The 24,849-nt window shown below is 62.7% G+C and carries 26 protein-coding genes; 14 read left to right on the plus strand and 12 right to left on the minus strand.

The window, feature by feature from the left end; all coding sequences use genetic code 11:
- Positions 1 to 7 precede the first annotated feature (7 nt).
- Positions 8 to 1,357 carry a Na+/H+ antiporter NhaA gene (nhaA, locus tag D6Z43_RS06370; protein WP_174235575.1) on the plus strand — a complete coding sequence of 450 codons (1,350 nt, stop codon included), beginning with the start codon at positions 8 to 10 and terminating at the stop codon, positions 1,355 to 1,357.
- Positions 1,358 to 1,570: 213 nt separating this feature from the next.
- Positions 1,571 to 2,416 carry an alpha/beta fold hydrolase gene (locus D6Z43_RS06375; protein ID WP_120651145.1) on the plus strand — a complete coding sequence of 282 codons (846 nt, stop codon included), beginning with the start codon at positions 1,571 to 1,573 and terminating at the stop codon, positions 2,414 to 2,416.
- Between the two features lie 19 nt (positions 2,417 to 2,435).
- Here the strand turns inward: D6Z43_RS06375 and D6Z43_RS06380 are convergent, their stop codons facing one another.
- Positions 2,436 to 2,912, minus strand: coding sequence for an Lrp/AsnC family transcriptional regulator (locus D6Z43_RS06380; protein WP_120651146.1), 477 nt, complete (start codon positions 2,910 to 2,912; stop codon positions 2,436 to 2,438).
- A 142-nt stretch (positions 2,913 to 3,054) separates the two neighbouring features.
- On the opposite strand from D6Z43_RS06380, the gene D6Z43_RS06385 reads away from it, so the two are divergent.
- Positions 3,055 to 4,302: a Zn-dependent hydrolase gene (locus D6Z43_RS06385; RefSeq protein WP_120651147.1), complete on the plus strand. Its 1,248-nt coding sequence runs from the start codon at positions 3,055 to 3,057 to the stop codon at positions 4,300 to 4,302.
- 34 nt (positions 4,303 to 4,336) lie between these two features.
- On the plus strand, positions 4,337 to 5,557 hold the full coding sequence (locus D6Z43_RS06390; RefSeq protein WP_120651148.1) for a diaminopropionate ammonia-lyase: 1,221 nt from the start codon (positions 4,337 to 4,339) through the stop codon (positions 5,555 to 5,557).
- Positions 5,558 to 5,566: 9 nt separating this feature from the next.
- On the opposite strand, the gene D6Z43_RS06395 is transcribed toward D6Z43_RS06390, so the two are convergent.
- Complete coding sequence (locus tag D6Z43_RS06395; RefSeq protein WP_120651149.1) at positions 5,567 to 6,178, minus strand: TetR/AcrR family transcriptional regulator; 612 nt, start codon at positions 6,176 to 6,178, stop codon at positions 5,567 to 5,569.
- 108 nt (positions 6,179 to 6,286) lie between these two features.
- Here D6Z43_RS06395 and D6Z43_RS06400 point away from each other — a divergent pair, with 108 nt between their 5' ends.
- Entirely contained in the window at positions 6,287 to 6,901 is a 615-nt protein-coding gene (locus tag D6Z43_RS06400) for an NAD(P)H-dependent oxidoreductase (RefSeq protein ID WP_120651150.1), read from the plus strand.
- Positions 6,902 to 6,914: 13 nt separating this feature from the next.
- Here D6Z43_RS06400 and D6Z43_RS06405 read toward each other — a convergent pair whose 3' ends face one another.
- Entirely contained in the window at positions 6,915 to 7,694 is a 780-nt protein-coding gene (locus tag D6Z43_RS06405; protein WP_120651151.1) for a CHAD domain-containing protein, read from the minus strand.
- Positions 7,695 to 7,845: 151 nt separating this feature from the next.
- Here D6Z43_RS06405 and D6Z43_RS06410 point away from each other — a divergent pair, with 151 nt between their 5' ends.
- Both D6Z43_RS06410 and D6Z43_RS06415 read left to right on the plus strand, forming a co-directional pair.
- On the plus strand, positions 7,846 to 8,262 hold the full coding sequence (locus tag D6Z43_RS06410) for a PaaI family thioesterase (protein WP_120651152.1): 417 nt from the start codon (positions 7,846 to 7,848) through the stop codon (positions 8,260 to 8,262).
- Positions 8,263 to 8,434: 172 nt separating this feature from the next.
- Entirely contained in the window at positions 8,435 to 10,438 is a 2,004-nt protein-coding gene (locus tag D6Z43_RS06415; RefSeq protein WP_120655202.1) for a U32 family peptidase, read from the plus strand.
- Positions 10,439 to 10,603: 165 nt separating this feature from the next.
- On the opposite strand, the gene D6Z43_RS06420 is transcribed toward D6Z43_RS06415, so the two are convergent.
- From D6Z43_RS06420 to D6Z43_RS06440, 6 genes are all read right to left on the minus strand, one after another.
- Positions 10,604 to 11,272, minus strand: coding sequence for a TIGR04211 family SH3 domain-containing protein (locus tag D6Z43_RS06420; protein ID WP_120651153.1), 669 nt, complete (start codon positions 11,270 to 11,272; stop codon positions 10,604 to 10,606).
- Positions 11,273 to 11,281: 9 nt separating this feature from the next.
- On the minus strand, positions 11,282 to 11,410 hold the full coding sequence (locus D6Z43_RS28285) for a hypothetical protein (protein WP_256660958.1): 129 nt from the start codon (positions 11,408 to 11,410) through the stop codon (positions 11,282 to 11,284).
- Positions 11,411 to 11,587: 177 nt separating this feature from the next.
- The gene (nfsB, locus tag D6Z43_RS06425; RefSeq protein WP_120651154.1) at positions 11,588 to 12,241 is read right to left on the minus strand and encodes an oxygen-insensitive NAD(P)H nitroreductase; all 654 of its coding nucleotides are present in this window, start codon (positions 12,239 to 12,241) and stop codon (positions 11,588 to 11,590) included.
- A 165-nt stretch (positions 12,242 to 12,406) separates the two neighbouring features.
- Positions 12,407 to 13,159, minus strand: coding sequence for a hypothetical protein (locus D6Z43_RS06430; protein WP_120651155.1), 753 nt, complete (start codon positions 13,157 to 13,159; stop codon positions 12,407 to 12,409).
- 138 nt (positions 13,160 to 13,297) lie between these two features.
- Positions 13,298 to 14,779 (minus strand): DUF5666 domain-containing protein, encoded by a 1,482-nt coding sequence (locus tag D6Z43_RS06435; protein ID WP_162945816.1) that lies wholly within the window; start codon positions 14,777 to 14,779, stop codon positions 13,298 to 13,300.
- The gene (locus tag D6Z43_RS06440) at positions 14,776 to 15,630 is read right to left on the minus strand and encodes a DUF6502 family protein (RefSeq protein ID WP_120651156.1); all 855 of its coding nucleotides are present in this window, start codon (positions 15,628 to 15,630) and stop codon (positions 14,776 to 14,778) included. Before D6Z43_RS06440 ends, D6Z43_RS06435 begins: the two co-directional genes overlap by 4 nt.
- Before the next feature lie 230 nt (positions 15,631 to 15,860).
- Between D6Z43_RS06440 and D6Z43_RS28690 the strand changes: the two genes are divergently transcribed.
- The 4 genes from D6Z43_RS28690 (at position 15,861) to D6Z43_RS06460 (ending at position 17,578) form a co-directional block, all read left to right on the plus strand.
- On the plus strand, positions 15,861 to 16,121 hold the full coding sequence (locus D6Z43_RS28690) for a hypothetical protein (RefSeq protein WP_120651157.1): 261 nt from the start codon (positions 15,861 to 15,863) through the stop codon (positions 16,119 to 16,121).
- Positions 16,122 to 16,127: 6 nt separating this feature from the next.
- Positions 16,128 to 16,385: a hypothetical protein gene (locus D6Z43_RS28695; RefSeq protein WP_178083594.1), complete on the plus strand. Its 258-nt coding sequence runs from the start codon at positions 16,128 to 16,130 to the stop codon at positions 16,383 to 16,385.
- 485 nt (positions 16,386 to 16,870) lie between these two features.
- The gene (locus D6Z43_RS28295; RefSeq protein ID WP_256660960.1) at positions 16,871 to 16,999 is read left to right on the plus strand and encodes a hypothetical protein; all 129 of its coding nucleotides are present in this window, start codon (positions 16,871 to 16,873) and stop codon (positions 16,997 to 16,999) included.
- 135 nt (positions 17,000 to 17,134) lie between these two features.
- Positions 17,135 to 17,578: a hypothetical protein gene (locus D6Z43_RS06460; protein WP_120651158.1), complete on the plus strand. Its 444-nt coding sequence runs from the start codon at positions 17,135 to 17,137 to the stop codon at positions 17,576 to 17,578.
- A gap of 99 nt (positions 17,579 to 17,677) precedes the next feature.
- On the opposite strand, the gene katG is transcribed toward D6Z43_RS06460, so the two are convergent.
- Together katG and D6Z43_RS06470 are read right to left on the minus strand one after the other, a co-directional pair.
- The gene (gene katG / locus D6Z43_RS06465) at positions 17,678 to 19,879 is read right to left on the minus strand and encodes a catalase/peroxidase HPI (protein ID WP_120651159.1); all 2,202 of its coding nucleotides are present in this window, start codon (positions 19,877 to 19,879) and stop codon (positions 17,678 to 17,680) included.
- A gap of 338 nt (positions 19,880 to 20,217) precedes the next feature.
- Positions 20,218 to 21,552 carry an acetamidase/formamidase family protein gene (locus D6Z43_RS06470; protein ID WP_120651160.1) on the minus strand — a complete coding sequence of 445 codons (1,335 nt, stop codon included), beginning with the start codon at positions 21,550 to 21,552 and terminating at the stop codon, positions 20,218 to 20,220.
- Positions 21,553 to 21,870: 318 nt separating this feature from the next.
- Between D6Z43_RS06470 and D6Z43_RS06475 the strand changes: the two genes are divergently transcribed.
- The gene (locus D6Z43_RS06475) at positions 21,871 to 22,287 is read left to right on the plus strand and encodes an organic hydroperoxide resistance protein (protein WP_120651161.1); all 417 of its coding nucleotides are present in this window, start codon (positions 21,871 to 21,873) and stop codon (positions 22,285 to 22,287) included.
- 39 nt (positions 22,288 to 22,326) lie between these two features.
- Here D6Z43_RS06475 and D6Z43_RS06480 read toward each other — a convergent pair whose 3' ends face one another.
- On the minus strand, positions 22,327 to 23,247 hold the full coding sequence (locus D6Z43_RS06480; RefSeq protein ID WP_120651162.1) for a LysR family transcriptional regulator: 921 nt from the start codon (positions 23,245 to 23,247) through the stop codon (positions 22,327 to 22,329).
- A gap of 175 nt (positions 23,248 to 23,422) precedes the next feature.
- Here D6Z43_RS06480 and D6Z43_RS06485 point away from each other — a divergent pair, with 175 nt between their 5' ends.
- Positions 23,423 to 23,629 carry a 4-oxalocrotonate tautomerase family protein gene (locus tag D6Z43_RS06485; RefSeq protein WP_077521251.1) on the plus strand — a complete coding sequence of 69 codons (207 nt, stop codon included), beginning with the start codon at positions 23,423 to 23,425 and terminating at the stop codon, positions 23,627 to 23,629.
- A gap of 94 nt (positions 23,630 to 23,723) precedes the next feature.
- On the plus strand, positions 23,724 to 24,752 hold the full coding sequence (locus tag D6Z43_RS06490) for a D-cysteine desulfhydrase family protein (protein WP_120651163.1): 1,029 nt from the start codon (positions 23,724 to 23,726) through the stop codon (positions 24,750 to 24,752).
- Positions 24,753 to 24,849 lie beyond the last annotated feature (97 nt).

Here is a 24,849-nt window from a genome sequence, read left to right on the forward strand (position 1 = left end):
AGCGACCATGAACCAAGCCCCTTCCCGAAAGGCGCTGCCGGCTGTGCAGCGTATTGCCGACAAGGCATTCTCCGCGTTCGAAAAATTCCTCCATATCGAAGCCGTCAGTGGCATCGTCCTGCTGATCGCCGCGGCGGCTGCGCTGACCTGGGCCAACTCCCCCTACGCCAGCAGCTACGAGCATTTGTGGCACATGCCGCTGTCCATTGGCATCGGTGACTTCGTTATCTCGAACTCGCTGCACTTCTGGATCAACGATGCGTTGATGACGGTCTTCTTCCTCGTCGTGGGCATGGAAATCCGCCGGGAAATCCATGAAGGCGCGCTGGCCAACTTCAAGCTCGCCACCCTGCCCATGGTCGCTGCGTTCGGTGGCGTCCTGGTCCCCGCCCTGGTGTACCTCGCATTCAACAGCGCCGATGGATTGCGCCAGGGCTGGGCAGTACCAACGGCCACGGACATCGCATTTGCAGTCGGCGTCCTGGCGCTTCTGGGACGTTCGGTGCCAGCTTCGGTGCGGGTCTTCCTGCTGGCGCTGGCGATCATCGACGACATCGTCGCCGTGCTGATCATCGCGCTGTTCTATTCGGGCGGACTCGACCCACTCGGCTTCGCCATTGCCGCTGCCGGTATCCTGCTGGTGCTTGGCCTGCAACGCATCGGCATTGGTTCGGCCTACGCTTATCTGCTGCCCGGCGCGCTGCTCTGGTTCGGCCTGCTGAAGACCGGCGCCCACCCGACGCTGGCGGGCGTCGTGCTCGGTCTGATGACCCCGGTTCGCCCGGTCAAGGTCATGGACCCGCCCCTGCAGTTGGCTTCGCGAGCCATCAATGAATTTGCCGCGCGCGAACAAGCGCCCAATGGTGGTGCCGAGCTGATGGAGTTCATCAAGCAGCTTCGTCAGGCGCAGCGGGAGCTCCTGCCTCCGGTAACGCGCGTGCAGATGGCCCTGCATCCCTGGGTCGCCTACCTGGTCATGCCACTGTTCGCCCTCGCCAACGCCGGCGTGAGTCTGGCGGGTGTGAACCTTGACCAGGGCGGTTCGCTGGCAGTGCTCTCAGGAGTCGCGCTGGCACTGGTGCTGGGCAAACCACTCGGCGTTCTGTGCAGCAGCTGGCTGATGGTGCGCATGGGCTGGTGCAGCTTGCCACCGGGTATGACCTGGTCGTGGATGGTGCTGATCGGCTGTCTGGCCGGCATTGGTTTCACCATGTCGATCTTCATTGCCAATCTTGCCTTCAACCAACCCGACCTGCTGAGCGCTGCCAAGCTGGGTGTACTGGTGGCCTCGGTTGTCGCCGGGGTGGTCGGACTGCTCTACGGGCGCTTGCTGGTAAAGCGTGCAAGGCGAGCCTGACTACCCTGCAAACTGCCATGGCCACCAATCCGATTGGCGGCCATGGCCTTGAACCGCCGCATCCATTCGCCTGAACTACCCTGCATGGATGCCATCATTGCTTCGCATGCACGGGGCCATGCCCCTCCTCCTTCGCGCTGCGGTTGCGGACCGCTATGACGGTATCAGTGTGATTCATCATCCTGCCGCCCAACGCCTCGAGGGAGCGACGCCATGCCGAACGTCCAATCCGCCAGCCAGGTACCCAACCAGTTCGTCGAATGCAGTGGCCGTCGCCTGGCCTACCGAGTGATCGGCGATGGCATGCCAATGGTGCTGTGCCTGCGTTTTCGCGGTGTGATGGACTCCTGGGACCCGGCATTCCTCGATGAGCTCACGGCACAGGGCTTCAAGGTGTATATCTTCGATTACAGCGGCCTGGGGCTGTCCGACGGTACACCCACCTATGACCCGGCATCGCTGGCACGTGACACCATCGAGCTGATCACCACACTGGGACTAGGCAAGGTCGTGCTCGGCGGCTGGTCGCTCGGCGGAATCGCCGCACAGGTGGCCATGCTGCAAGCACCACAGCTCGTCAGCCACCTCGTGCTGCTTGGCACCACACCGCCCGGTCAACTGGTGAAGACTGGCGAGCCGCTGTTCTATGAGCTGGCGCGCCGGGAGAACGACTTCGAGGATTTTGTTCACCTGTTCTTCGAACCGACCTCGCCTGCCAGTCGCGAAGAAGCCCTGCGCTCCGCCGAACGTATCGCCTCGCGCAAGGAGGGCCGATGCCCCGAGGTACCGCACGAATGGGCTGGCCAGCAACTGGGAGAGGGGCCGCGCAACCCGATGTTTCCGCTACAGCCCGCTCTGGATGCACTGCGTACCACCCGTATTCCGGTGATGCACCTCGGCGGCGACCACGACATCGTATTCCCGGTCGAGAATTGGCATGCACTGAGCCGCACCCTGCCAACCCTACATCTCGTCACCCTGCCGAGTACCGGCCACGGGCCGCACCTGCAGTATCCTAGGGCCAGCGCCAGGCACATTGCCGCCTTCGTTTTCGACTGAACGGCACTGCCAAGGGACGTCAGGAATCCGCGTCGATATCGACGGGAACCTCCAGCCCTACCTTCACATTGCTCATGGACACCAGCGTACGGAAGCGCTTGACGTTGTTGCTCTCGAAGAAGAGCTGCCGGGTCAGGTCGGTGTATTGCTCCATGCTCCTGACCGCGAGGACCAGCACGAAGTCGAACTCGCCTGCCACGTAGTAGCACTGCTGCACCTGCGGACAGGCGAGGAAGCTGCGTTTCATCGCATCCAGCAGGTCGAGCCGTTCGCTCTCGACTTCTACTTCCGTGATTACGGTCAGCTGGTGCCCCAATTGCTGCGGGTCCACCAGGGCCACCGTCCTGCGAATCACGCCTTCCTCGTTGAGGCGCTTGAGCCGACGATTGACAGCGGCAGCCGAGAGATTGACCCGGTCGCCCAGCTCCGCCTGGGACAATCCGGCGTCCTGCTGGACTTCCTTGAGCAGCTTGAGATCGAAGGCATCCAGATTCATGGGCAGGGCTCGATTGAGAGTTGATCGAAACGGGGCTTTCTCGAAATAGAAATGCGCAAAGTACCTGTAATCAGAGAAAAAAGTGCGTACCCGAGCAATATTATTACGCCATCGACTGATTTGCTTTCCCGGAGCCTGCCTGATGAGTCTTCCTTCCGATGCGCAACCGTTGCAGCTCGACGGTGAAACCCTGCTCAAGCAGATTCGTAGCCTGGGCGAGATCGGCATCGAGCCTGGCCGGGAGGGCCGCACCCGAATCGCGCTGACTGATGCCGATAAAGCCGGCCGTGACCGGTTGCGGCAATGGATGGACGCGCTGGGCCTGAACGTGCGGACAGACCGCATAGGCAACATCTTCGGTACCCTGGGCGCGGATGGCGATCAGCAAGCGCCGCTGATGATCGGCTCACACATCGACAGCGTGGCTGACGCCGGCGAACTGGATGGCTGTTACGGCGTGCTCGCCGGGCTGGCCGTGGTGCGGGCGTTTCGCGACGCCGCCACGACACCAACCCGCCCGATCACGGTTGCCGCCTTTACCAATGAAGAAGGTGTGCGCTACCAGCCGGACATGATGGGCTCGCTGGTACACGCAGGCGGTCTGGATATTGAAGTCGCGCTGGATACGCTGGGCACCGACGGCACCCGCCTGGGCGATGAACTGGATCGCATTGGTTACGCCGGCGACCTCTCGCCCGGCGCGCTGGCACCTCACGAGTACCTGGAACTGCATATAGAGCAGGGGCCGATTCTGGAAGCCGAAGGTATCCAGATTGGCGTGGTCGAGAACCTTCAGGGCATTTCCTGGCAGCAGATCACCATCAAGGGCAGCGCCAACCATGCCGGTACGACGCCCATGCACCTGCGCCGGGACGCGGGTTGGGTGGCCAGCAGCGTGATCAGCGAACTACGCGAGATAGCAGTCGACGGCACCCTGGCAACGGCCGGCTGCCTGCGCTTGGAACCGAACCTGATCAACGTCATTCCGCGCAAGGCGGTCTTCACGGTGGATCTGCGTCATCCCGATGAATCGCACCTTCGCGTTGCCGAACAGAAGCTGGCGGCTTTGCTGGCACGCATGGCTGACGAAGAAGGCGTCGAGGTCTGGAGCGAGCAATTAGTGCGATTCCAGCCGGTGACCTTCAATGCGGAGCTGGCCGCTGCCATCGAATCCTCGGCCAACCGTCTGGGACTCAGCCACAGGCGCATGACCTCCGGCGCAGGCCATGATGCGCAGATGATCGCGCGCATCGCGCCGGCGGCGATGATCTTCGTGCCCAGTCAGGGTGGCATCAGTCACAACCCTCGCGAGCACACCAGTGACGATCTGCTGCTGGCCGGCGCGCAGGTCCTGCTCGATGTGGTGCAACAGCGGCTTGCCCAGGCCTGACCACCCTTCCCTGTCTTAGTTTCCGGAGTCCACGATGCTGATCGCCAACCCCAAATGCACTCGCCGCGCCTATCCCGACGACTTGCGCGCCATCATGAGCGTGACCCAGGCCACCGAGAGCCGCACCTTGCTTTCCAGCTGGAGCCGCTTCGAGCGCGCGGTCACGCCCTTGTGGCAACTGCCTGACCTTGCGCGTGATCTGGGTGTCGGCCAGGTGCTGCTCAAGGACGAAGCGGTGCGTTCGGCGTTGGGCAGCTTCAAGGTCCTGGGAGCACCCGTTGCACTCGTGCGTCTCATCCTGCGGCGTTTCCCCGATATGGTTTTGGAGCCCCGGGCCTTGCTCGCGGGAAATTTTGCCGAGTCTCTGGCCGAGTTCACGGTGATCAGCGCCACCGACGGCAACCATGGCCGAGCCCTCGCGGCTGCGGCACAAAGCGTTGGTTGCCGCTGCGTGATCGTCCTCCACGCGCATGTCAATACTGAGCGGGAGCAGGCCATCGCAGCCTACGGCGCACGCATTATCCGCATTGACGGCAACTACGACGATTCGGTGCACGAAGCGGCCAGGCTGGCAGCCACAAATGGCTGGACCGTGGTGTCCGACACCTCCTACGAGGGCTACACAGAAATACCCCGCGATGTGATGCAGGGCTACGCGATCATTGCCGCGGAAGCGCTGGAAGCATTGGCGCCGCAGCAGGCCGGATGCCCGTTCAGCCATGTATTTCTACAAGGCGGTGTTGGCGGCCTCGCGGCCGGGATTGCCAGCTACCTCTGGGAGCGTTACGACGCCGCGCGACCAACCATGATCGTCGTCGAGCCAACACAAGCCGATTGCCTCTACCAGAGTGCCCTGACCGGAAAGGCAACCCGGGCCAGCGGCTCGGTGGACTCGGTGATGGCCGGGCTGGCTTGCGGTGAAACATCTCCTTTGGCCTGGCAGTTCCTGGAAGGCTGCATCGACCATTTCATGACTGTGGAAGACGCCGAGGCCGTAGCGGCGATGCGCGTCCTGGCCAAGGGAAGCGAACGTGACCTGCCGCTTGTGGCAGGCGAGTCTGCAGTGGCCGGGCTTGCTGGTCTCAGGCAGCTGATGGGCACTCCCCAGGCTGCTGAACTTGGGCTCGACCGCCAGTCACGCGTCCTGCTGATCAGCACCGAAGGGGCCACCGCGCCGGCGCTCTATGCCGAGCTGGTAGGCGAGCCCGCCAGCGCGGTTCTGGCGCGCCAGGAACAATGGTTGCAGGTGCAGTGACGCACTGTCTCAACTACGCCGGGCGTTGCGCTCGACCATGGCCACGATGGTTGCGCGGAGTTCATCCCGCGCCTCCTGCGGCGTGATCTCTCCGGTTGCAGCGGCATGGGACAGTGCCTCCGCCGCACCCAACATGACACGCAACCCGGCCGGGCTAATGCCCCCCTCGCCCGCGAAGGGCGCCAGCGCAGCCCGACACTTTTCCAGGAACACCGACTCGTACTCGCACTTGATGGACTCAAGCTCGGGTGAAGCAGCCAGGGACGCGATCACCCCCGGAATCTCACGCCCCTGGGACAGTACGCATTCGACATAGGACGAGGCGATCACCGCAGCCCTACCCTCCAGCGTCGTCTCGCTGGCCTCCAGCGCCGCATCCATCAGCGCCGTCTGGCGTGTATCGAACTCCACGTACAACGCCGCAAGCAGCCCTCCCCGAGTCTTGAAGTGGCCATAGACCACGGGCTTGGTGACGCCCGCCTGCTCGGCCAATCGGCCCAGGGAAAGCGCATCGGTGCCCTCCTCCCGGACCATCTGCCAAGCGACATCCAGCAGCTGCCGCTGCCGCTCTTCCCGGGATAAACGACGGCGCGGACGCGCCTCTTCATCGAGTGTTGACATGGCTAACCTACCAAACGTAAGTTACCAATCGTAACTTACCAAAAGTAACTTGGCGCACAGGATATCGGGCGCCAGTCTCAGCCGCAATCCACCCGCAGGAGCCCTGCCATGCACGCCCTGATTGTCGTCGCCCACCATGATCCCCGTTCGCTCACCCACAGCCTCGCTGCACAGGTTGCCGATGGACTGAAGCACTCCGGCCATGACTCGGAGATCGCCAACCTTGCCGCGGAGGGCTTCGATCCGCGGTTCAACTTCGCGGATCACGCCGTCCACCGCCACCAAGTGGCACCCCCAGCCGACGTCGCAGCCGAGCAGGCCCGTATCGACCGTTCAGATGCGCTGGTGCTTGTCTTCCCGGTTTACTGGTGGTCGATGCCCGGCGTGCTCAAGGGTTGGATCGATCGTGTCTTTGCCAACGGATGGGCCTTCGAGTACAGCCTGGATGGCGGGCTGAAGAAGAAGCTGCGCCACCTCAAGGTCCATCTGATCGGTGTGGCGGGTGCCGATGCGGGCACCTTCGAACGCCACGGCTATAGCGAAGCGATGAAAACGCAGATCGATCACGGCATCTTCGATTACTGCGGCGCGACGGTACTGACCTCTGCGGTGTATTTCGAGTCGGAATCCAATGACCCGGCGCCCTACCTGGAAGCGGCTCGATCCATCGGACTGAAACTGTTCGAGACCGCTGCCAGGCCCGAGTTGATTGAAGCAGTCTGAACCGGCGGACACCCTATGCAGCCGAATGGGATTCCTCTTCCAGGCATTCTGCCAGGATGGAAAGCTCAACTTCGGCTGCACTCAACTCGGCAGCTCCGGCGATTTCCCAACGATCCTTGAGTACCAGCAGGTCCGCCTCCTGATCGGCTTTCAGGCACCACTGGAAGTGGTCGTGCCAATCGCCCAAGGCGGACTGCACGGCCTTCAGCGCCGTAACCGCGTCATGCCCGATTGGGGAGAGTTTGGGGTAAGCCTCATGGGCATAACGCATGCGTTTGACCAGGAGGCGCAAGGCGTGGCGATCGAATGCCGGATCGGCAAGGGATTCGCGTAGACGTTGCAACTGCCGTTGCAGGCGAATCTTCACCCGTTCGCGAAGGTTGTCGAGCTCACCATTGAGCTCTGCCTCGCGCATCCGTGCTGGCCAGGCATCCAGCACCGCCATGAAACGCTGCAGCGTGGCGCTGCGTTCGATGATGGCGTAGTGGGACTCCAGCAGGTGCCTGCGACGCTCCGCCTGATCAACGAAGCCCTGCCGCTGGAGTTCAACGATCAGCACTTCGAGGTCGCGCACCGGAGTCGTCAGCCGGCCGACGTCAGCGGCTGCCGCATCCAACTCCTTGGGCGCTGCCAGACGACGCATGGGGCGCAGCAGGCTGCGCAATTTACGCAGATGGATTCGCAGGTCATGTAGCGCTTCTTCATCCGTCCGGCAGGCAAGTCGCGCATATGCGTGATGAAGCCCGACTTCCAGTCCCAATACATGAGCGATCACCGAATCGATGAATGACATCCTGGCTACTCTTCGAGACAAGGTCCGAGGAGCGAGCTGTCGAACATGAGAATGATGTTGCACCAGGTAAAATTTCGATTCTGGCCCGGCATGGACAGGGTCGGCGGGGATGTGGCAGCGTCCGGGCGATATGTAGCCAGGAGCGTTCGACATGATCGGCAAGACGGAAGCGATAGCGCGATTCATCCAGCAGGAATTCCCCCAGACCCGCGTCGTGGTCGACGAAGTGTGGGATCGCAGCGCGCGTGTTTCGCAGGAGGTCGATGAGTCCGACCTGCGGCCCGGCGGCACCGTTTCCGGCCCCACCCTGATGGCACTTGCCGATGTGGCGCTCTACGTCGCCCTACTGGGCGAGATCGGCATCGTTCCCCTGGCCGTCACCACCAGCCTCACCATCAACTTCCTGCGCAAGCCCGAAGCGCGCAAACGCATCATTGGCGAGTGCCGGTTGATGAAGGTCGGCAAGACCCTGGCAGTGGGCGAGGTTTCGCTCTTTTCGGAAGGTCTGGAGGAGCCGGTGGCCCATGTCGTGGGTACCTACTCCATCCCGCCAGCCTCGACGCGCTGAAGGCTCCGGCTACGGAACCGCCAGTTACAACCGTTAGCGCCCTTCTCCGGTGGCCCTGGGCATCCTGTTGTGCCGCCGGACGAAGCCGTCCACCATCCGGCACTCCATGGATGCTCAGGTGGCGCATGCCCGCTACAATGCGCCACCCGCACCCGTGCCGGACGTGATTGCCATGCCCTTACCCAAAAACCAATTAGAACTGCTCAGCCCCGCCCGTGATGTGAACATCGCCCGTGAGGCCATCCTGCATGGCGCCGACGCCGTGTACATCGGCGGCCCAAGCTTCGGCGCCCGCCATAACGCCTGCAACGAAGTGGCGGATATCGCCAAACTGGTGGAGTTCGCCCACCACTTCCATGTGCGCGTATTCGTCACCATCAACACCATCCTCCACGACGACGAGCTGGAGCCGGCGCGCAAGCTGATCCACGAGCTTTACGACGCGGGCGTCGATGCGCTGATCGTGCAGGACATGGGCGTGCTCGAACTGGACATCCCGCCCATCGAGCTGCACGCCAGCACCCAGACCGATATCCGCACCCTGGAGCGAGCGAAGTTCCTCGACCAGGCCGGTTTCTCCCAACTGGTGCTCGCCCGCGAACTGAACCTCAAGCAGATCCGTGCCATCGCCGATGAAACCGATGCAGCTATCGAGTTCTTCATCCATGGCGCGCTCTGCGTCGCCTTCTCCGGTCAGTGCAACATCTCCCACGCCCAGACCGGACGCAGCGCCAACCGGGGCGACTGCTCCCAGGCTTGCCGCCTGCCCTACACCCTGAAGGATGATCAGGGCCGCGTGGTGGCCTTCGAGAAGCACCTCCTGTCGATGAAAGACAATAACCAGAGCGCCAACCTGAGTGCCCTGGTGGACGCCGGAGTGCGCTCCTTCAAGATCGAAGGCCGCTACAAGGATGCGAGCTACGTCAAGAACATCACTGCGTACTACCGCCAGCGCCTCGACGGCATCCTCGCCGAGCGTCCCGATCTGGCCCGTGCCTCCAGCGGCCGTACTGATCACTTCTTCGTACCGGACCCGGACAAGACCTTCCACCGCGGCAGCACCGACTATTTTGTCACCGAGCGCAAGATCGACATCGGCGCCTTCGACACGCCGACCTTCACCGGTTTGCTGGTTGGCCAGGTGGAGAAAGTCGGCAAGCGCGACCTCATTGCCGTGACCCATGAGCCGCTGTCCAACGGCGACGGTCTCAATGTGCTGGTCAAACGTGAGGTCGTGGGCTTCCGGGCTAACATCGCCGAACTGAAGGGGGAGTTCGAGGAAGAAGGCGAAAAGCGCTGGCGCTACCGCGTCGAGCCCAATGAAATGCCGGCCGCCCTGTCCCGGCTGCGCCCCAATCACCCGCTCAGCCGCAACCTGGACCACAACTGGCAACAGGCGCTGCTGAAGACCTCGGCGGAACGCCGGGTTGGCGTCGACTGGAAGGCCAGTCTGCGCGAAGACGGCCTCGAGCTGACCGCCACCAGCGAGGAAGGCGTCAGCGCCCATGTCAGGCTGGACGGTCCGTTCGGGGCGGCTAACAAACCCGAGCAGGCCCTGGAGCAGCTGCATGACCTGCTGGGCCAGTTGGGTACCACCAGCTATCACGCCCAGCGCATCGAACTGGATGCGCCCCAGGCCTATTTCATCCCCGCGTCCCAGCTCAAGGCCCTGCGCCGCGAGGCGATCGAGGCACTGACCGAGGCCCGTGTAGCCGCCCACCCCCACGGCAGCCGCAAGGCCGTCAGCGTGCCGCCGCCGGTGTATCCAGAGGCGCACCTGTCGTTCCTGTACAACGTCTACAACCAGAAGGCGCGCGACTTCTACCATCGCTACGGTGTGCAGTTGATCGATGCGGCCTACGAGGCGCACGAAGAAGCTGGCGAAGTCCCGGTGATGATCACCAAGCACTGCTTGCGCTTCTCGTTCAACCTGTGCCCGAAACAGGCCAAGGGCGTGACCGGTGTACGCACCAAGGTGGCGCCGATGCAACTGGTCCACGGGGATGAAGTGCTGACCCTGAAATTCGACTGCAAGCCCTGCGAAATGCACGTGGTGGGCAAGATGAAGGGCCACATCCTCGACCTGCCGCAACCGGGTAGCGCAGCGAGCAATGTCGTGGGCCAGATCACCCCGGACGACCTGCTCAAGACCATCCGCCATCGCGGGCCGCACTGAGTTCTGGCACCCGCTTTCAGGGAGGGCCGCGCCATGGATAACACCACTGGCCGGCCTTACCGCCGACGTGGGCTAGCCGTGCATCTGCTGCGAAGCTGAATCTGGCGCCGCCCCGCTAGCCCCGACGCATTATGCAGACAGGGCCGCCGAGGCGGTTTCAGCTCATCACACCCACTGATCGTTGCGCTTGCGCCGCACGCGCAGGAAGGTCGGCAGGATCAGCCCGGCCAGGAGACCTGCACCGGCGATGCTGCCGCCGTAGACCATGTAGCGCATCAGCACTTGCTTGTTCTCGTCGCCCAACTGCGCCTGTGCATCACGCAGTTCAGAGCGGGCCTGGGTCAGCTCGGCATCCAGCGCCGAGCGCGCGGCCTGCAACTCGTCGATGAGCTTCTTGCGTGCATCCAGTGTCTCCTGCATGCCCTGTACACGGGACTTCCACGAATCATCGATGCCGGCGAGCTGCGCGCTGAGCTCGCTCACTTTCTGCTCAAGCTGCGGCAGACGCTCGACCTGGCCGGGCACTTCCTGCAGGTCGCGGCTGGGAATCCACACACTGCTGCCATTCTCACCACGAACCTGGCTGTAGTCGCCCTGGGTCGTGAGCAGCTCGACCTTCTGCCCGGAGGTCAGCGTACCCACGATGCGATATCCGTCAGTCGGACCACTACGAACATAGGTCGTCAGGCTATCGCTCACCCAGCGCGTGTTGCCAGCGGGCTCCTCGGCCTGGGCCGGTGCCCCGGACATCAGCAGGCCACCCAGCATGAGGGCGCCGAGGGCACGGGACTGGAGCGGGGAAACACGGGCGTGGAAATGACGGGACAGGGTCATGGGCAATCTTCACATGGCGATGGGACAAAACCCGGCAAAACGGGCACGTAAAAAGCCGGCCGGGCAGATTGCTCCAGAGAGGTAAGCGATCAGGATGGAACGGAAGGCAGCGCAGTCGCTCAGGTAGCGAAAGGCCATGCAATCCACCCCGTGGGCCGACAGCAGACAGACAGCGTGCGAACGGATTGAGTTCACTCGTGGGAAGGATGTGGGATGGACGGTCCGTCCATGCGCTCCGGCCCCTTGCCTGAATTGCGGGAACTCACGGAAGGTGCAGCGCCCCGGGAAACGGGGCACTGTGGGATATAAAGGGTTTCAGAGGGTGGTGATGACGCGTTCAGATGGCAGACGCGATTTGGGCAGTGCGGCGTTGAAGTCCTTCTCGCTGCGGTGACCCAGCGCCACCAGCACCACGCTGGTGTAACCCTGCTCGCGAAGGCCCAGCTCGGTATCCAGCGATTGCACATCGAAGCCTTCCATCGGCGTGGCATCCACGCCAACAGCGGCGGCGCCGAGCAGCAGCGTGCCCAGGGCCAGGTAGGCTTGCTTCTCCATCCAGTGCTGCAGGTCCTTGCGCTCGAAACGGTGCAGGTTCACGTAGGTCTGCCGCGTGCGTAGCTGGCCGGCACGAGCTTCGTCGTCACGGAAGCGGCCGTCGTCCTGCTCCTGCTGGAGTACCTGCGCCAGATGGGCATCGGTCATGTCTGTGCGGGCACAGATGAGGATCACGTGTGAAGCATCCAGCACCTTGGGCTGGTTGTACGCATAGGGTCCCTGGGTACCTTTGGCCATGCGGGCCTTGCCTTCCGCGCTGCCGGCGACGATGAAGTGCCAGGGCTGGGAGTTGACCGACGACGGCGCCTGGCGGAGCAGCGCCAGCAGCTCGTCGATGGTCGACTGGGTGATGCGCCGGGCCGGATCGTATGCCTTGGTGGTATAGCGCTGGCTGGCGAGGGAAGCGGGATTCATGGTTGCACTCCGGTTATCAGTGACGGTATGGGCACGGAGTGTGACGAGGATGTACAACCACAAACAGCCGCGGGAGGACGAAGGACTTTCAAAGGAAACACGAAAATGGCCAAATTCAGTGTGGTTATTTTCGCGTCATTAACGACTGCCAAACCGCGCGAGCAATCAGAACCTGTGACTCAACATCACCCCACCGCCGGAGTCCGGACTGGCATCGGAAAAGCCTGCCAGCGCGTACACCTGGACCTTCCATTGGGCGTCGAGTCTCTGGGTCAGGAACAGGGTGAACTCCTGGATTTCATCGCCATCGGAAGTCACTTTCTGTCGCCAGTCATAGGCAGCGCCAATGGAAGTCGCCGGCGCCACGCGCGTGACCAGGCCCAGCGAGGCGAAGATCGGGTCGCGAAAGTCGGTGTCCGACGGATCGCCGAACTTCTTCCAGCCCAGCGTGGCGAAGCCACTGAAACCGCCGAAACCCTGCGTCAGGTCCACCTGTGCCGAATAGTCGGTCTCGCCCGTGCCGAGGCAATGATCCTCATCGGCCGTCGGTAGCTTCACCTTGCCGATCAGGTCCAGCAGCAGGCTGCCCCCGTCACTGCCATCCAGCAACGCATAGTCGGCGCTGGCCACCGTGTCGCCGAGGCCACTTTCTTCGCTGCCGCAGTCGCCTGCCAAGGGTTCTCCATCCGGCCCCACGGCGGGATTGGTGATATGCAGGTAAGGGATGGTCAGCTTGTAGATCATCGGGCCGGTTTCATACTTGCCGACCACCGGGACATACCAGGTTTCACTGACGGTCGGGGTTCCGTACTTTCCTCGTGAGTAATCGAGCCCCGACGTAATCGTGAAATCATCCGCCAGGGCCGGCGCCGCGAGGAAGACCAACAGGATCGGGGAAATCACGCGCGTAGGTGCCATGCTTACCTCGTTGCGCTCAAGACGTCGGAATCCACACTTGGCACCCCAACTGACCGGGGAACACCTTCCCCAGATTAGCTTTCCTTTCGGATTCCGCTCTCGCGCACCGCCCGGCACCAGCAGCGCGGGACGACAGGGCTAGTGGGGACCGGACCGGTCCACTCGCTCCACCTCTTCCGGGCGCTCCACCGTCTCTGGACGTTCGACCTTCTCAACCCTTTCGGGCTTCTCAACGCGCTCCACACGTTCGATCTTTTCCACGCGCTCCGGTTTATCAACCTGCTCGGGGCGCTCGATCTTCTCGATCCGCTCGATTCGCTCGACGCGCACGCCATTCTCGAAAATCTCGATCCGCTCGCGGGTTTCCACGCGGTCAGCAGACTCGCGCGTTTCTATCCGTTCCCGGCGTTCCAGTTCGCCAGATGCCGACTCTACCTCCCGCTCTATCCTTTCTCGCGTCTCGCCTCCACCGTCGCGGCCGCTGGATTCAGTCCTCACCCGCTCCACCGAATCATGGCCGCCGCTTCCGGAGTTCCCGCTCTCGTGTCGTTCCGACTCCGCCGAGCCGGAACCCGACCCGCTGTGATCCGAGCCGCGGCGAATGGAGCCGTCGGGGTTGTCGCGGACGAATTCGACCCGCTCGGCATGGATGCTCCGCCCTGCCCTGATCACCCCGGCAACGCGTACGCGCTGGTCGACCGCCAGCTCATTTGAACGCCCGCCGGCGAATGAAGTGCCATGCCCCAGTTGCACAGTGAATCCGCCCAACTCGACACGGTCCCCCTGCTGCTTGTGCACCAGCCCTTCCACGAGGACATTGCGTACGCGTCCCTCGAACGGCAGCCCCGGATCGACCCGACTCTGGACGACATCCAGCTGGCGGCCGTTCCAGTTGCCTCGTACAAGCACCTCTGTTTTGGGTGCCAGCCGTTTGTTGCTCAGCGCCAGCCCCTGTAGTTCACCTGGCCGCTCGATGGCACCGATCGCGCTTGCCTGGGCGAGCTTCGGTGCCCGATCGATCCGGCTGGCCACGACTTCGCCAACGGAATTACGCAGTCCGCTGACCCGCACCGCATCGCCTACTCGCAGCCCTGCCGTCACACGCGCCCCGTCGGCAATGCGTACCGGCTGCCCCATCACCCGCAAGGGAATGCTGCCCGAGGCGACCTCGGTTACCGGACCCTCGTAGGCATGGAGGATGGCAATACTCCGGGCCACCAGCCCTCTTGCCGATCGGTGGGCTTCCACTGCAACCACCTGACCGATCGCCAGTTGCTTGCTGCTGGCCGGCAGCCCGTTTTCGCTGAGCGACACCTTGGCGTCGTAGTGGACTTCCACGCCATTGACGCAGATGGAGCCAAAGCCGGTGATGGTTCCCACGATGCCGGTCCCGCCGATGCCGCCGTCATCGACGGGGGCCCCTGTGCCACCGATCCCGCCATGCTCCGCGGGTGCGACTGGTGCCCCAGTGCCGCCTATTCCGCCGGTGGCAACAGCGCCTGTGCCGCCCATTCCCCCCGGATCGAGGCACACGGGTGCCGCCACCGCCACGGGAGCAACGAACAGCAGCGTCCCGCCCAGCAATGCCAGGGCGCACAGGAGACGTAAGGCGATTCTCATGATGAGCGGCCTGTTTTCGGCCTGGAGGCGTCCGGTGGATTGCCTTCAGTGTAGAAATAGAGGCCGATGGTGATTCGCTGCCGCGCCTCGGGCTCCGGCACGTCCCTTTCTTCCAGTTCCGAGGCCAGCTGGTTGAACCCGATCAGCACTTGCATGCCTTCAGTGCTGACCGCCTGGCGCAGCTGCTGGACCGCGGCGGACGACAAGCTGTCGTAGTGGACACTCCGCTCGAAGAAGGGCTCCCCCCCTTCGGTAAGGTTGTGCACGGCCGCGCAAGCATGGTCATGCAGGTTGTGACGGAAATAGACGGCCTTCTCATCGAACCCGCGCTGCGGAATGAAGGCCATGGTTTCCAGGTGCACACAGTCCTGCCCGTCTATCCGCACAATGCCCAGGCGCAGCCACTCGTCCAGCACAACGCGGGCGCGGATATCCTTGCTGACTGTCGCGACCAGTCCATCGAACGAGCATTCACCGCCGCTGCTGGCGAGTCGCGCCAAAGGCAATGGTCGGCCGCGCTGCTTGCAGAACGGTGCATTGTTCAGCCAGACGCTGACCAGGTGGGCACCGAGGGAGATATTCTCCGGTAGATGGTTTTTCTCCTCGGCCGCCCCGCTGCGCAAGCGTCTGACATCCTTGCGATGGACGCCGGTGAGCAGGCTGATCCTGCTGTCGCTAGGCGGTTTGTCATCCAGCCGGAATTCACGCTCGGCCACGTCGACGAAAATTTCCTTGAGCATTTCGGCGAAGCAGTTGTAGGTGACCCCTTTCCTCAGCATCAGCCTCACCAGCGGGCGCATCACGTGCTGTAGCGCCGGCAACAGCGAGGGCGGGAAAGCGGGTAATTGCATTCAAGGCGCTCCTGTCGAAATGAATACAAATGAACGCGCGGGCAGACGTCCCGGCAGCCTGCCCTGAACGTCTCCCGCTATTGTCGACGGCGTTGATCGTCGCCCCCGATCCTTCAGGCAATCACATCCGTCACCCTGGTCAGGCCGGCTACACAAGTCCCTATGCCACTCCGAGTCTTGTATAGCAGTGGCCTGGCCGCTCAGGCACCGCCGCGATCATCGCCGACGTCATGGTCAGGCCCATCGTCTGCGCCTTGGCCCACGCCATGTGCTTCGCCCAGATCGTGATCGGGACCGTCATCCGCCCCCCGTCCCACACCGTGCGCTTCGCCGACATCGTGATCAGCACCATCGTCGGCACCATGGCCTACGCCATGTGCTTCGCCAACATCGTGATTCGCACCATGGTCGTTGCCACGACCGCTGTGCGCACTGCCCGGTCCACTGTTGCCACCCTGACCACCGGCGTCGCCGTCGCCGCTGTGACCTGACCCGCTGTGACCACCGCCATCCCCGCCGTGGCCACTCCCACCACTTCCACCACCGCCGCCATGACCACCACCGCCGCCGCCATGACCACCACCGCCACCGCCGTGACCACCACCGCCACCGCCATGACCACCACCGCCACCGCCATGACCACCACCACCGCCGCCACTGCCACCGCCACCGCCACCACTGCCACCGCCACCACCGCCAGTTCCTCCATCTTTTGCATAAGCGCTGGAGAAGCCGCCGATGTAGTCAGGGACTAGAACGGTCGAAGCCGATAGAACGCCGCCAATGGCGAGCGCCAGCAAACACTTCTTGAGCAGCATGATGAACCTCCGAACGGAGTTGCGTAGTCATCTCCCTATCGAACGCAAGAAATGGAAATTGGGTTACCGCTTCCTTAGAGCCACTGACCAACCAGCTCGACCTCCGCATACGACCTTGTAGTCAATTTCAGAATTCGCATGAAGCGTGTCAGCCGGTTTGTATTTTGTTGTGGGATTTTTTCCCACACCTTGAGGCTAGTCCCGGTCGCCCGAGTGTCAACGACCGATCATCCGGAGTTCTGCTCATTGTCAAGGGCTGCATTTGTAGGAGCGAGCTTGCTCGCGAAACTCCCGAGCCTGCCCATTCGCAAGCAAGCTCGCTCCTACATATTCGGTCTGCGCAGAATCCATGCTTCCAGACTGCGCTAGCGGCCAGGCCCGCCATACTTGGCAGCAACGCCCTCCTCGCCTGGAAGCCGGACATGAAGCCTCGGTCCCTCATCAAGTTCGTTCTGGTCGTTGCCGTGTGTGTCTACGCGGCGGTCTTTTTCGCCTATTGGGCGGCGTTCAAGGGGCTGCCCCTTTCACAGCACCAGGACATCTGGGGGTAATTCGGCGGCTACATCGGCGGTCTGCTGACTCCAGCGCTGTCCTTCCTGGCACTGATCGCCCTGCTCTTCACCATCGTGCAGAACCAGACGGAGCGGGAGGGAACCCGCAAGGAAGCCGCTCGCAGTGCAAGCGCCTTGGCGCAGCAGGTCGAACACTTCGAGCGCAAGGAAAAGGTGGATGAGCTGGTACGGCTGTCAGAGCAGCTGCATGGGGACATTGGCAAAGTGATGTCGATCGAACTCACGGTGACCGTGCCCAAGGCGGGCGCTATAGAGCCTGTCGCAATCACTGAGAGCATCGGTCACCTGCTCTCGGGCCGTTCGACGAATGAGCTGCTGTTCATCCCCATGGTCATGCAGCAGGGCAGCTTCAGCCATTACTTCCATCTGATGGCGGGCTGGATAGATGCGCCGACCGAGTACATGCAGCAGTACACGAGTCTGACCCGCAGCAAAATCCTGCCGCGGTTCTATGCATTGAGATACACACCCTCGGCGCGATTCCTGGAGGGCTTTCATTACGTCCATGGCAGCGTGGTCGAATACCTGGAGAGCACCCTGCCGGAGAACGCCCGCTGAAGTAATGTGCCCCTGAAATGCCACGCCGCCGACAGGGATGCCCTGTCGGCGGCGTGGGTCAGGGAAGTGACGAGGCAGGCCTGTAAGGACCTGCCTTACTCACCCTTGCTTCAGGTCGTAGCGGTCCGCATTCATCACCTTGGTCCAGGCGGCGACGAAGTCGCGCACGAAAGCCTGTGGCGAGTCGGAACTGCCGTAGATTTCCGCGATCGCCCGGAGCTGGGCATTGGAGCCGAAGATGAGGTCCACCACAGTGGCGGTCCACTTGGGTGCGCCGCTGTTGCGGTCACGACCTTCCAGCACAGTCGGATCGGACGCGGACCTTTCCCATTTGGTACGCATGTCCAGCAGGTTCACGAAGAAATCGTTGGTCAACGTTTCCGGACGCTTGGTGAAAACACCGTGCTGGGACTTGCCGAAGTTGGCGCCCAGTACGCGCAGGCCGCCAACCAGCACAGTCATTTCCGGAGCGCTGAGCCTCAGCAGTTGGGCCTTATCCACGAGCATTTCCGCCGTCGAACCTTCGTAGCCTTTCTTGGCGTAATTGCGGAAGCCGTCGGCGAGCGGCTCCAAGGGCGCGAAGGACTCCACATCGGTCTGCTCCTGCGAGGCATCGGTGCGGCCGGGCGCGAAAGGCACGGTCACATCAACACCGGCTTTCTTCGCCGCGGTTTCGATACCCACGCCACCGGCCAGCACGATCAGGTCGGCGAGCGAGACTTTCTTACCGGAGGCATTGAAGTCCTTCTGGATACCTTCCAGGGCAGCAATTACCTTGGCCGCTTCAGCCGGCTGGTTGACCTCCCAGTCCTTCTGCGGAGCCAGGCGCAGGCGAGCACCATTGGCACCGCCGCGCTTGTCGCTGCCGCGGAAGCAGGATGCGGCAGCCCAGGCGGCGCCGACCAGTTCGGAAACCGATAGGCCGGTCCCAGCGATCTTCGCCTTCAGGGTGGCAATGTCCTGTTCATTCACCAGTGGATGGTCGACAGCTGGAACCGGGTCCTGCCAGATCAGCTCCTCCTGCGGCACCAGCGGACCGAGGTAACGGCTGCGTGGCCCCATGTCGCGGTGGGTCAGCTTGAACCAGGCGCGGGCGAAGGCATCTGCCAACTCCTGTGGGTTGTCCTTGTAGCGGCGAGAGATTTTTTCGTAGACAGGGTCCATGCGCATCGCCATGTCAGCGGTGGTCATCATGGGCGCATGGCGCTTGCTGGGATCGTGGGCATCCGGCACGAGGCCGTCTCCCGTTGTCCCTTGGGGTTTCCACTGGTAGGCGCCAGCCGGGCTCTTGGTCAGCTCCCATTCGAAACCGAACAGCGTTTCCAGATAACTGTTGTCCCATTGGGTCGGTGTCGGCGTCCAGGCGCCTTCCAGGCCACTGGTGATGGTGTCGCTACCCATGCCGGTTCCGAGGGCGTTCTTCCAGCCAAAGCCCATGTCGGTGATATCGCCGGCCTCCGGTTCAACACCGACGTTCGCTGCATCGCCAGCGCCGTGGCACTTACCGAATGTGTGACCACCGACGGTGAGGGCCACGGTTTCCTCGTCGTTCATTGCCATGCGGGCAAAGGTCTCACGGACGTCGCGGCCAGAGCCCAGCGGGTCCGGATTTCCGTCCGGACCTTGCGGGTTCACGTAGATCAGGCCCATCTGCACGGCAGCCAGCGGATTTTCGAGTTGCCTGTCCCCGGTGTAGCGACTGTTGGGTTTGTCGCTGGTCGCCAGCCACTCATGCTCGGCACCCCAGTAGACGTCGTCCTCGGGTTCCCAGACATCCACGCGCCCTCCGGCGAAGCCGAAGGTCTTGAATCCCATGGATTCCAGCGCAACGTTGCCGGTCAGGATCAACAGATCGCCCCATGACAGCTTGTTGCCGTACTTCTGCTTGATCGGCCACAACAGGCGGCGCGCCTTGTCGAGGTTGCCGTTGTCCGGCCAGCTGTTGAGCGGTGCGAAACGCTGGTTGCCTGTGCCCGCGCCGCCGCGGCCATCGGCGATGCGATAGGTGCCGGCAGCGTGCCAGGCCATGCGGATGAACAGCGGGCCGTAATGGCCGTAGTCAGCGGGCCACCAGTCCTGCGAGTCGGTCATCAGGGCGTGCAGGTCCTTGATGACGGCATCGAGGTCGAGGGTCTTGAATGCTTCGGCATAGTTGAATTCCGCCCCCAGGGGGTTGGACGCTGCCGAGTGCTGATGAAGGATCTTGAGATTAAGTTGGTTGGGCCACCACTGCGCATTCGATGGCATAACACCCGCGATCACATTTTTCCCTGAGAACGGGCACTTTGCTTCGCTAGACATGCTTATCTCCTCTCATTTTGTCTTCAGCCAACCACTCTATTCAGCTTGGAATCCAGGTACCGACCCAGCCAATAGGTTTTGGAAATGGCATTGATAGTAGACAAGGAATGTGAAACCCATATTGGAGGAGCCCGCTGGCGCAAGGCCCGCGGCGCTGGCGGTGAAGGGATATCCCACGGGATATCAAGGGTTTCCAGGGCTTAGCACGGGGAGTGCTGGGGGCGATCGGCAAGATAATGAAACGATCTTTCAGCCATAGTCGAATTCAATCGTCTGGCCCGTCAAAAGGCTCGCAGGAAAGGGGCAGCCAACCTGCGAGCCGCGACGCGGGTACAGGGTCAGTCGATCTGGTACTTCTCCCGCACCAGATGGCCGATGCCCATCCGGTCGAGCACGTCCATCGGGCACAGCAAGGTCACGCGAACCGTACCGGGCAAGCGACTGATCTCGATGGAGCCGGTAATGGTGGCGCGATTGAGCACCTCGTCGTAGGGCAACCCGGTGGCCGCTGCGGCGCGCTCCAAGCCGTTTTCGGTGGCGGCGTTCAGGTTCTTGCCACTGCCGATGAAGGTAATCGGGCCGTTGCGTTCGACTTCGTGCTGACCCCAACGCGCACCCAGATCCTGGACCTTGCGGCGCTGCTCGGCGGTCATCGGCCGAGCCATGGGTGGCAAGTCATCGAGGTTCTGCAGGAGAATCGGGCCTTCCAGCGTCAGGTTCTTGATCACCTCAACCGTCAGCTCGGTTTCCCCTGATACGTCCGTCGCGTGTCCGGCGATCTCGCCATTACCTTGCTGGGCATGCATGTCGCCCATGTAGACGCCGGCCCCCGGCACCTTTACCGGGCAGATCAGGATGCAGCCCTCGCGCACTGAATTGGTGTCCATGTGGCCATCGGTCTTGGCCGCATGCAGTTCTTCTTCGCTCAGGCCGTAACGATGAGGCGCCCCGACCAGGTACTGGCCGAAATCGGCGCAGTTGTGCGAGTCGGGAATGTCACGGGACGGCGTGGTGCCGATGTTTCCAAGGAACGGCCGCATGTGGGCCGCCACGCCGGGCATGTCAGCGCGGGCCAGCGAGAGGATCGAATGCTGCTCGGCGAGCGCCGGCAAGGCGGACATCTGCGAGGCATCGCCGGCCAGGCCGTTGGCCACCTCCTGGTTGACGGTCAGGCTGACCTGGTTCTCCTGGTCCAACACGATCACGTAGCCGTGGCCGAAGCGGAAGGCGCTGACCTCCGCACCGCAGTTATTGCAGCGGATCGCGTCCTCTCCTATGCCTTCGACATGGCTGGCCGGATGTTCGGTGCCGCACTTCGCGCAGAATTTCGAGACGAAGGGGTCGCCGTGGTAGCGGCCCTCGACGAACTTCATCACCCCGGACGAGGTGGCCAGCGAAGTCACCCGCATCCGGATGATCTTCAGCGCCACTGCATCGCCCACTTCGGCCCCCTCGATCGCAACGGGTTGCGTCACTTCATGGCCGCCCTGGAATGCCGGGGTGATCATAGGTCCCCAACAGCCTGGAGGCGTGCCGGTGATCAGGGTGCCGCCATTCGCCAGTGGCCCCAGCATGGGCAGGCTGGGCCCGACGATGCCGTTGGTGTAGGTGCGGACATTGAGTCGGTCGACGGCCGGCTGGTTGGATTTCGTATCAGGCAGGCTTCTGGTCATTGGGTACCCCATCGATGGTAATCAGCGTAGGTCCGGTGCCTCGTCAATCAGCAAGACGTTGGTGCGCCCGGGAACGATGAGTAGATCGCGCATCTGTGTCGGGGATGTATTGAACGGACCAGGGAATGACATGCGGATGTAACGCCGCGGCATCCATACACAGGCAGATACACAGGCCTGGGGCCACAGGGGAAACGCCACGACCACTAGGCCGGAAGTTCCCGGTCGGAGGTGCTGGCGGACTAGTCTTATCCCCGTCCGACCAGCTCGAACGTGATTGAAAAGCAGTCCCCAGCACACTTCGCGGAGGGCTCCATCATGACCAAGATCGAAAAAGTCCTGTACACGGCCAAGGTCCACACCACCGGTGGGCGCGACGGTGCATCCGTCAGCTCCGACAAGCGCCTGGACATCAAGCACTCTTCCCCTGGCGGCCCCGGAAATGGCACCAACCCGGAGCAATTGTTCGCCGCAGGCTGGTCGGCCTGCTTCATCGGAGCCATTGGCGTGGTGGCCAGCAGAATGAAGGTCGCCGTCCCGAAAGATGTGGCCGTCGATGCAGAAGTCGACCTTGGCACCGCCGGCAATGACTACTTCATCCAGGCGCGACTGAATGTCAGCCTGCCCGGAATGGATCGCGAGACCGCTCAGGCCGTGGTCGACGCCGCTCACCAGACATGCCCCTACTCCAAGGCCACGCGAGGCAACATACACGCCGAGGTCAAACTGGTCTGAACTCGCTTGCGCGCCCCTCCGGGAGGCGGGGCGCCCTGCTCACACCTTCCACTCCCGCTTGCACTCCATCAGGAAATCGACGAAGGCACGCAGACGCAGCGGTACATGCCTCCCATGGGGGTACAACAAGGTGTAGGGGCGGGAGCGTCCACCAAACTCCTGGAGCACCTCTACCAGCGAGCCCTCCTCCAGATCCTGTTCGACGATGAAGCGATAGGTCTGGAACAACCCGGCGCCGTGCCTGGCCAGGGTCACCCCGCCCAGCACGTCATCCGAGCAACAGTAATTGCCGCTGGCGAAGATCTCCCGCTCCTTCCCGTTCTCGGTAAACAGCCAGGAGATACGCCGCCCGCTACTCGGCAGTTCGAACTGAATGCAGTCATGCTGTTGGAGATCATCCAGGCTGGTAGGGGTTCCCACGCGGGCGAGATATTCCGGTGTAGCGATCACGACCAGTCGGGAATCTTCGAGATGTCGGGCGATCAACGTCGAGTCTGGCTGGGCGCGCACGCGGATCGCCAGGTCGTAGCCTTCCGCGACGAAATCGATATTGCGGTTGCTCAAGTGGATGTCGATCGTCACGCCGGGATGACGTTCGCGAAAGCGCGACAACAGCGGAAGGATGCGGTAGTGGCCATAAGTGGTGGGAATGCTGATGCGAAGTTCGCCGGTGGGCTCGAGCTGCTTGCCCATCACCTCGCGCTCGGCCTCAACCAGCTGGGTCAGGGCCTGCCGACACTGCTCGAAGTAGGTTCGACCGCTTTCCGTGAGACGGATGCTGCGCGTGGTGCGCACGAACAGACGCGTCCCCAGGCGCTCTTCGAGACGCGATATCGATCGGCTCACGGCGGCCGGAGTGACTCCCGCCGAGAGCGCCGCAGCCGTGAAACTCCCCGCCTCCGCGGCAAGACAAAAGAGCTCGATACTGCCCAGCTGGATGTCATCGAAATGGCGTTTCACGATTCATTACACCGCGTATCAAGTGAAGTATCCGAGCCTACATTTATCCGTCCAAGCGGCACAAATATAGTTCTGTCCATCAACCCCGCCGATGTGGAGCCAGGCCGATGAAAGCCGCTGTCTTCAACGTCCTGCTGCCTTGGTGTCACTGAAGCAAGCCTCAAAGGAGCTCAACATGCCATTCGTAAGCGTTCGTATCACCCGTGACGGCGTTACCCGGGAACAGAAGGCCCAGGTCATCGCCGAGATCACCGACACTCTGCAGCGCGTGCTTGGCAAGCGCCCGGACCTCACCCATATCGTCATTGAGGAAGTGGATACCGATAACTGGGGCTACGCCGGCATCACCACCACCGAGTACCGCAAGAATCAGCCTGGATGACCTTCCCGTTCCATCCCCACCCGGCATCCGCCGGGTGGGCATAAGTACCGTCGCCACACAGGCGGCGACATCCGACACGAAAGGAGCAGCCTGCATGTCGAACGATCTCAGCAATCTGGATGCGGCCCTTGCACGCTATCCCAGGGTGGCGCTGCTGGAAGGCAAGACGCCTATCCAGCGTCTTTCACGCCTTAGCGCCCTTCCAGAGCTGAACGGCTGCAACCTCTATGTGAAGCGCGATGACCTGACCGGCCTGGGCGGCGGCGGCAACAAGCTGCGCAAGCTGGAGTTCCTGCTTGGCGAAGCACTGGCCGAGGGTGCCGACACCCTGGTTACCTGGGGCGGTCTGCAATCCAACCATGCACGCCTCACCGCGGCGGTCGCGGCCCGCCAGGGTCTCGCCTGCGAATTGATCCTGGTCCCGTCCGCCGTGCGTACGGATGACGATTTCCGCCACAGCGGCAACCTCATCCTCGATGGATTGTTCGGTGCGAACATCCACCGTCTGCCAGATGGCGCCAATCCCGACGTTTACGCCGCCGAGCTGCAGGACCGGCTCAGGCAGCAAGGACGTAACCCCTTCTTCATGCCTCTGGGCGGCTCCAGCCCCAGAGGCAGTCTGGGCTATGCAGCCTGTGCGCTCGAGATCCTTCGCCAGGCGATGGACCTTGGGCTTGAGTTTGGGCAAATCATCGTTCCAAACGGCAGCAGCGGCACCCACTCCGGGCTGCTGGCGGGCACCACACTGACGCGTACCTCCACGCTGGTTACCGGCTACACCGTGCTCGGCACTGCGGAACAAGCGCTCGCAGCGACCGTCGACAAGACCCGTCAGGTCCTGCAGCTCCTCGCTCCATCGGCAGAACTGGATGAAGGCTCAGTCCGGGTCGATGGCAGCCAGCGCGGCGATGCCTACGGCGCACCTACCGACGCGATGCTGGAAGCCACTCGACTCCTGGCCTCCCACGAAGGATTGCTGGTCGACCCGGTGTATGGCGGCAAGGCATTTGCCGGACTGCTGGCCTCGGTCCGCCGGGGCGATTTCCCGGCGGGCAGCAACCTGCTTTTCGTCATGACCGGCGGCCTGCCGGGAATCTTCGCCTACCGCTCGGCCTACGCGTGATCGATTGCGGCCGGGGAAGCACCCCCGGTTTTCCTCCGGCTGCCCCCTCCCCGAGCGCAATGCTCGATACCATTCAGGCGAATCGGCACTCAGTCGT

The sequence above is a fragment of the Pseudomonas sp. DY-1 genome, from assembly GCF_003626975.1.
Taxonomy (GTDB): domain Bacteria; phylum Pseudomonadota; class Gammaproteobacteria; order Pseudomonadales; family Pseudomonadaceae; genus Metapseudomonas.

Coding starts and splice junctions, on each gene's coding strand:
- nhaA (WP_174235575.1), top strand. CDS start 8: ATGAACCAAGCCCCTTCCCGAAAGGCGCTGCCGGCTGTGCAGCGTATT.
- D6Z43_RS06375 (WP_120651145.1), top strand. CDS start 1,571: ATGCCGAACGTCCAATCCGCCAGCCAGGTACCCAACCAGTTCGTCGAA.
- D6Z43_RS06380 (WP_120651146.1), bottom strand. CDS start 2,912: ATGAATCTGGATGCCTTCGATCTCAAGCTGCTCAAGGAAGTCCAGCAG.
- D6Z43_RS06385 (WP_120651147.1), top strand. CDS start 3,055: ATGAGTCTTCCTTCCGATGCGCAACCGTTGCAGCTCGACGGTGAAACC.
- D6Z43_RS06390 (WP_120651148.1), top strand. CDS start 4,337: ATGCTGATCGCCAACCCCAAATGCACTCGCCGCGCCTATCCCGACGAC.
- D6Z43_RS06395 (WP_120651149.1), bottom strand. CDS start 6,178: ATGTCAACACTCGATGAAGAGGCGCGTCCGCGCCGTCGTTTATCCCGG.
- D6Z43_RS06400 (WP_120651150.1), top strand. CDS start 6,287: ATGCACGCCCTGATTGTCGTCGCCCACCATGATCCCCGTTCGCTCACC.
- D6Z43_RS06405 (WP_120651151.1), bottom strand. CDS start 7,694: ATGTCATTCATCGATTCGGTGATCGCTCATGTATTGGGACTGGAAGTC.
- D6Z43_RS06410 (WP_120651152.1), top strand. CDS start 7,846: ATGATCGGCAAGACGGAAGCGATAGCGCGATTCATCCAGCAGGAATTC.
- D6Z43_RS06415 (WP_120655202.1), top strand. CDS start 8,435: ATGCCCTTACCCAAAAACCAATTAGAACTGCTCAGCCCCGCCCGTGAT.
- D6Z43_RS06420 (WP_120651153.1), bottom strand. CDS start 11,272: ATGACCCTGTCCCGTCATTTCCACGCCCGTGTTTCCCCGCTCCAGTCC.
- D6Z43_RS28285 (WP_256660958.1), bottom strand. CDS start 11,410: ATGGCCTTTCGCTACCTGAGCGACTGCGCTGCCTTCCGTTCCATCCTG.
- nfsB (WP_120651154.1), bottom strand. CDS start 12,241: ATGAATCCCGCTTCCCTCGCCAGCCAGCGCTATACCACCAAGGCATAC.
- D6Z43_RS06430 (WP_120651155.1), bottom strand. CDS start 13,159: ATGGCACCTACGCGCGTGATTTCCCCGATCCTGTTGGTCTTCCTCGCG.
- D6Z43_RS06435 (WP_162945816.1), bottom strand. CDS start 14,779: ATGAGAATCGCCTTACGTCTCCTGTGCGCCCTGGCATTGCTGGGCGGG.
- D6Z43_RS06440 (WP_120651156.1), bottom strand. CDS start 15,630: ATGCAATTACCCGCTTTCCCGCCCTCGCTGTTGCCGGCGCTACAGCAC.
- D6Z43_RS28690 (WP_120651157.1), top strand. CDS start 15,861: ATGGTCAGGCCCATCGTCTGCGCCTTGGCCCACGCCATGTGCTTCGCC.
- D6Z43_RS28295 (WP_256660960.1), top strand. CDS start 16,871: ATGAAGCCTCGGTCCCTCATCAAGTTCGTTCTGGTCGTTGCCGTGTGT.
- katG (WP_120651159.1), bottom strand. CDS start 19,879: ATGTCTAGCGAAGCAAAGTGCCCGTTCTCAGGGAAAAATGTGATCGCG.
- D6Z43_RS06470 (WP_120651160.1), bottom strand. CDS start 21,552: ATGACCAGAAGCCTGCCTGATACGAAATCCAACCAGCCGGCCGTCGAC.
- D6Z43_RS06475 (WP_120651161.1), top strand. CDS start 21,871: ATGACCAAGATCGAAAAAGTCCTGTACACGGCCAAGGTCCACACCACC.
- D6Z43_RS06485 (WP_077521251.1), top strand. CDS start 23,423: ATGCCATTCGTAAGCGTTCGTATCACCCGTGACGGCGTTACCCGGGAA.
- D6Z43_RS06490 (WP_120651163.1), top strand. CDS start 23,724: ATGTCGAACGATCTCAGCAATCTGGATGCGGCCCTTGCACGCTATCCC.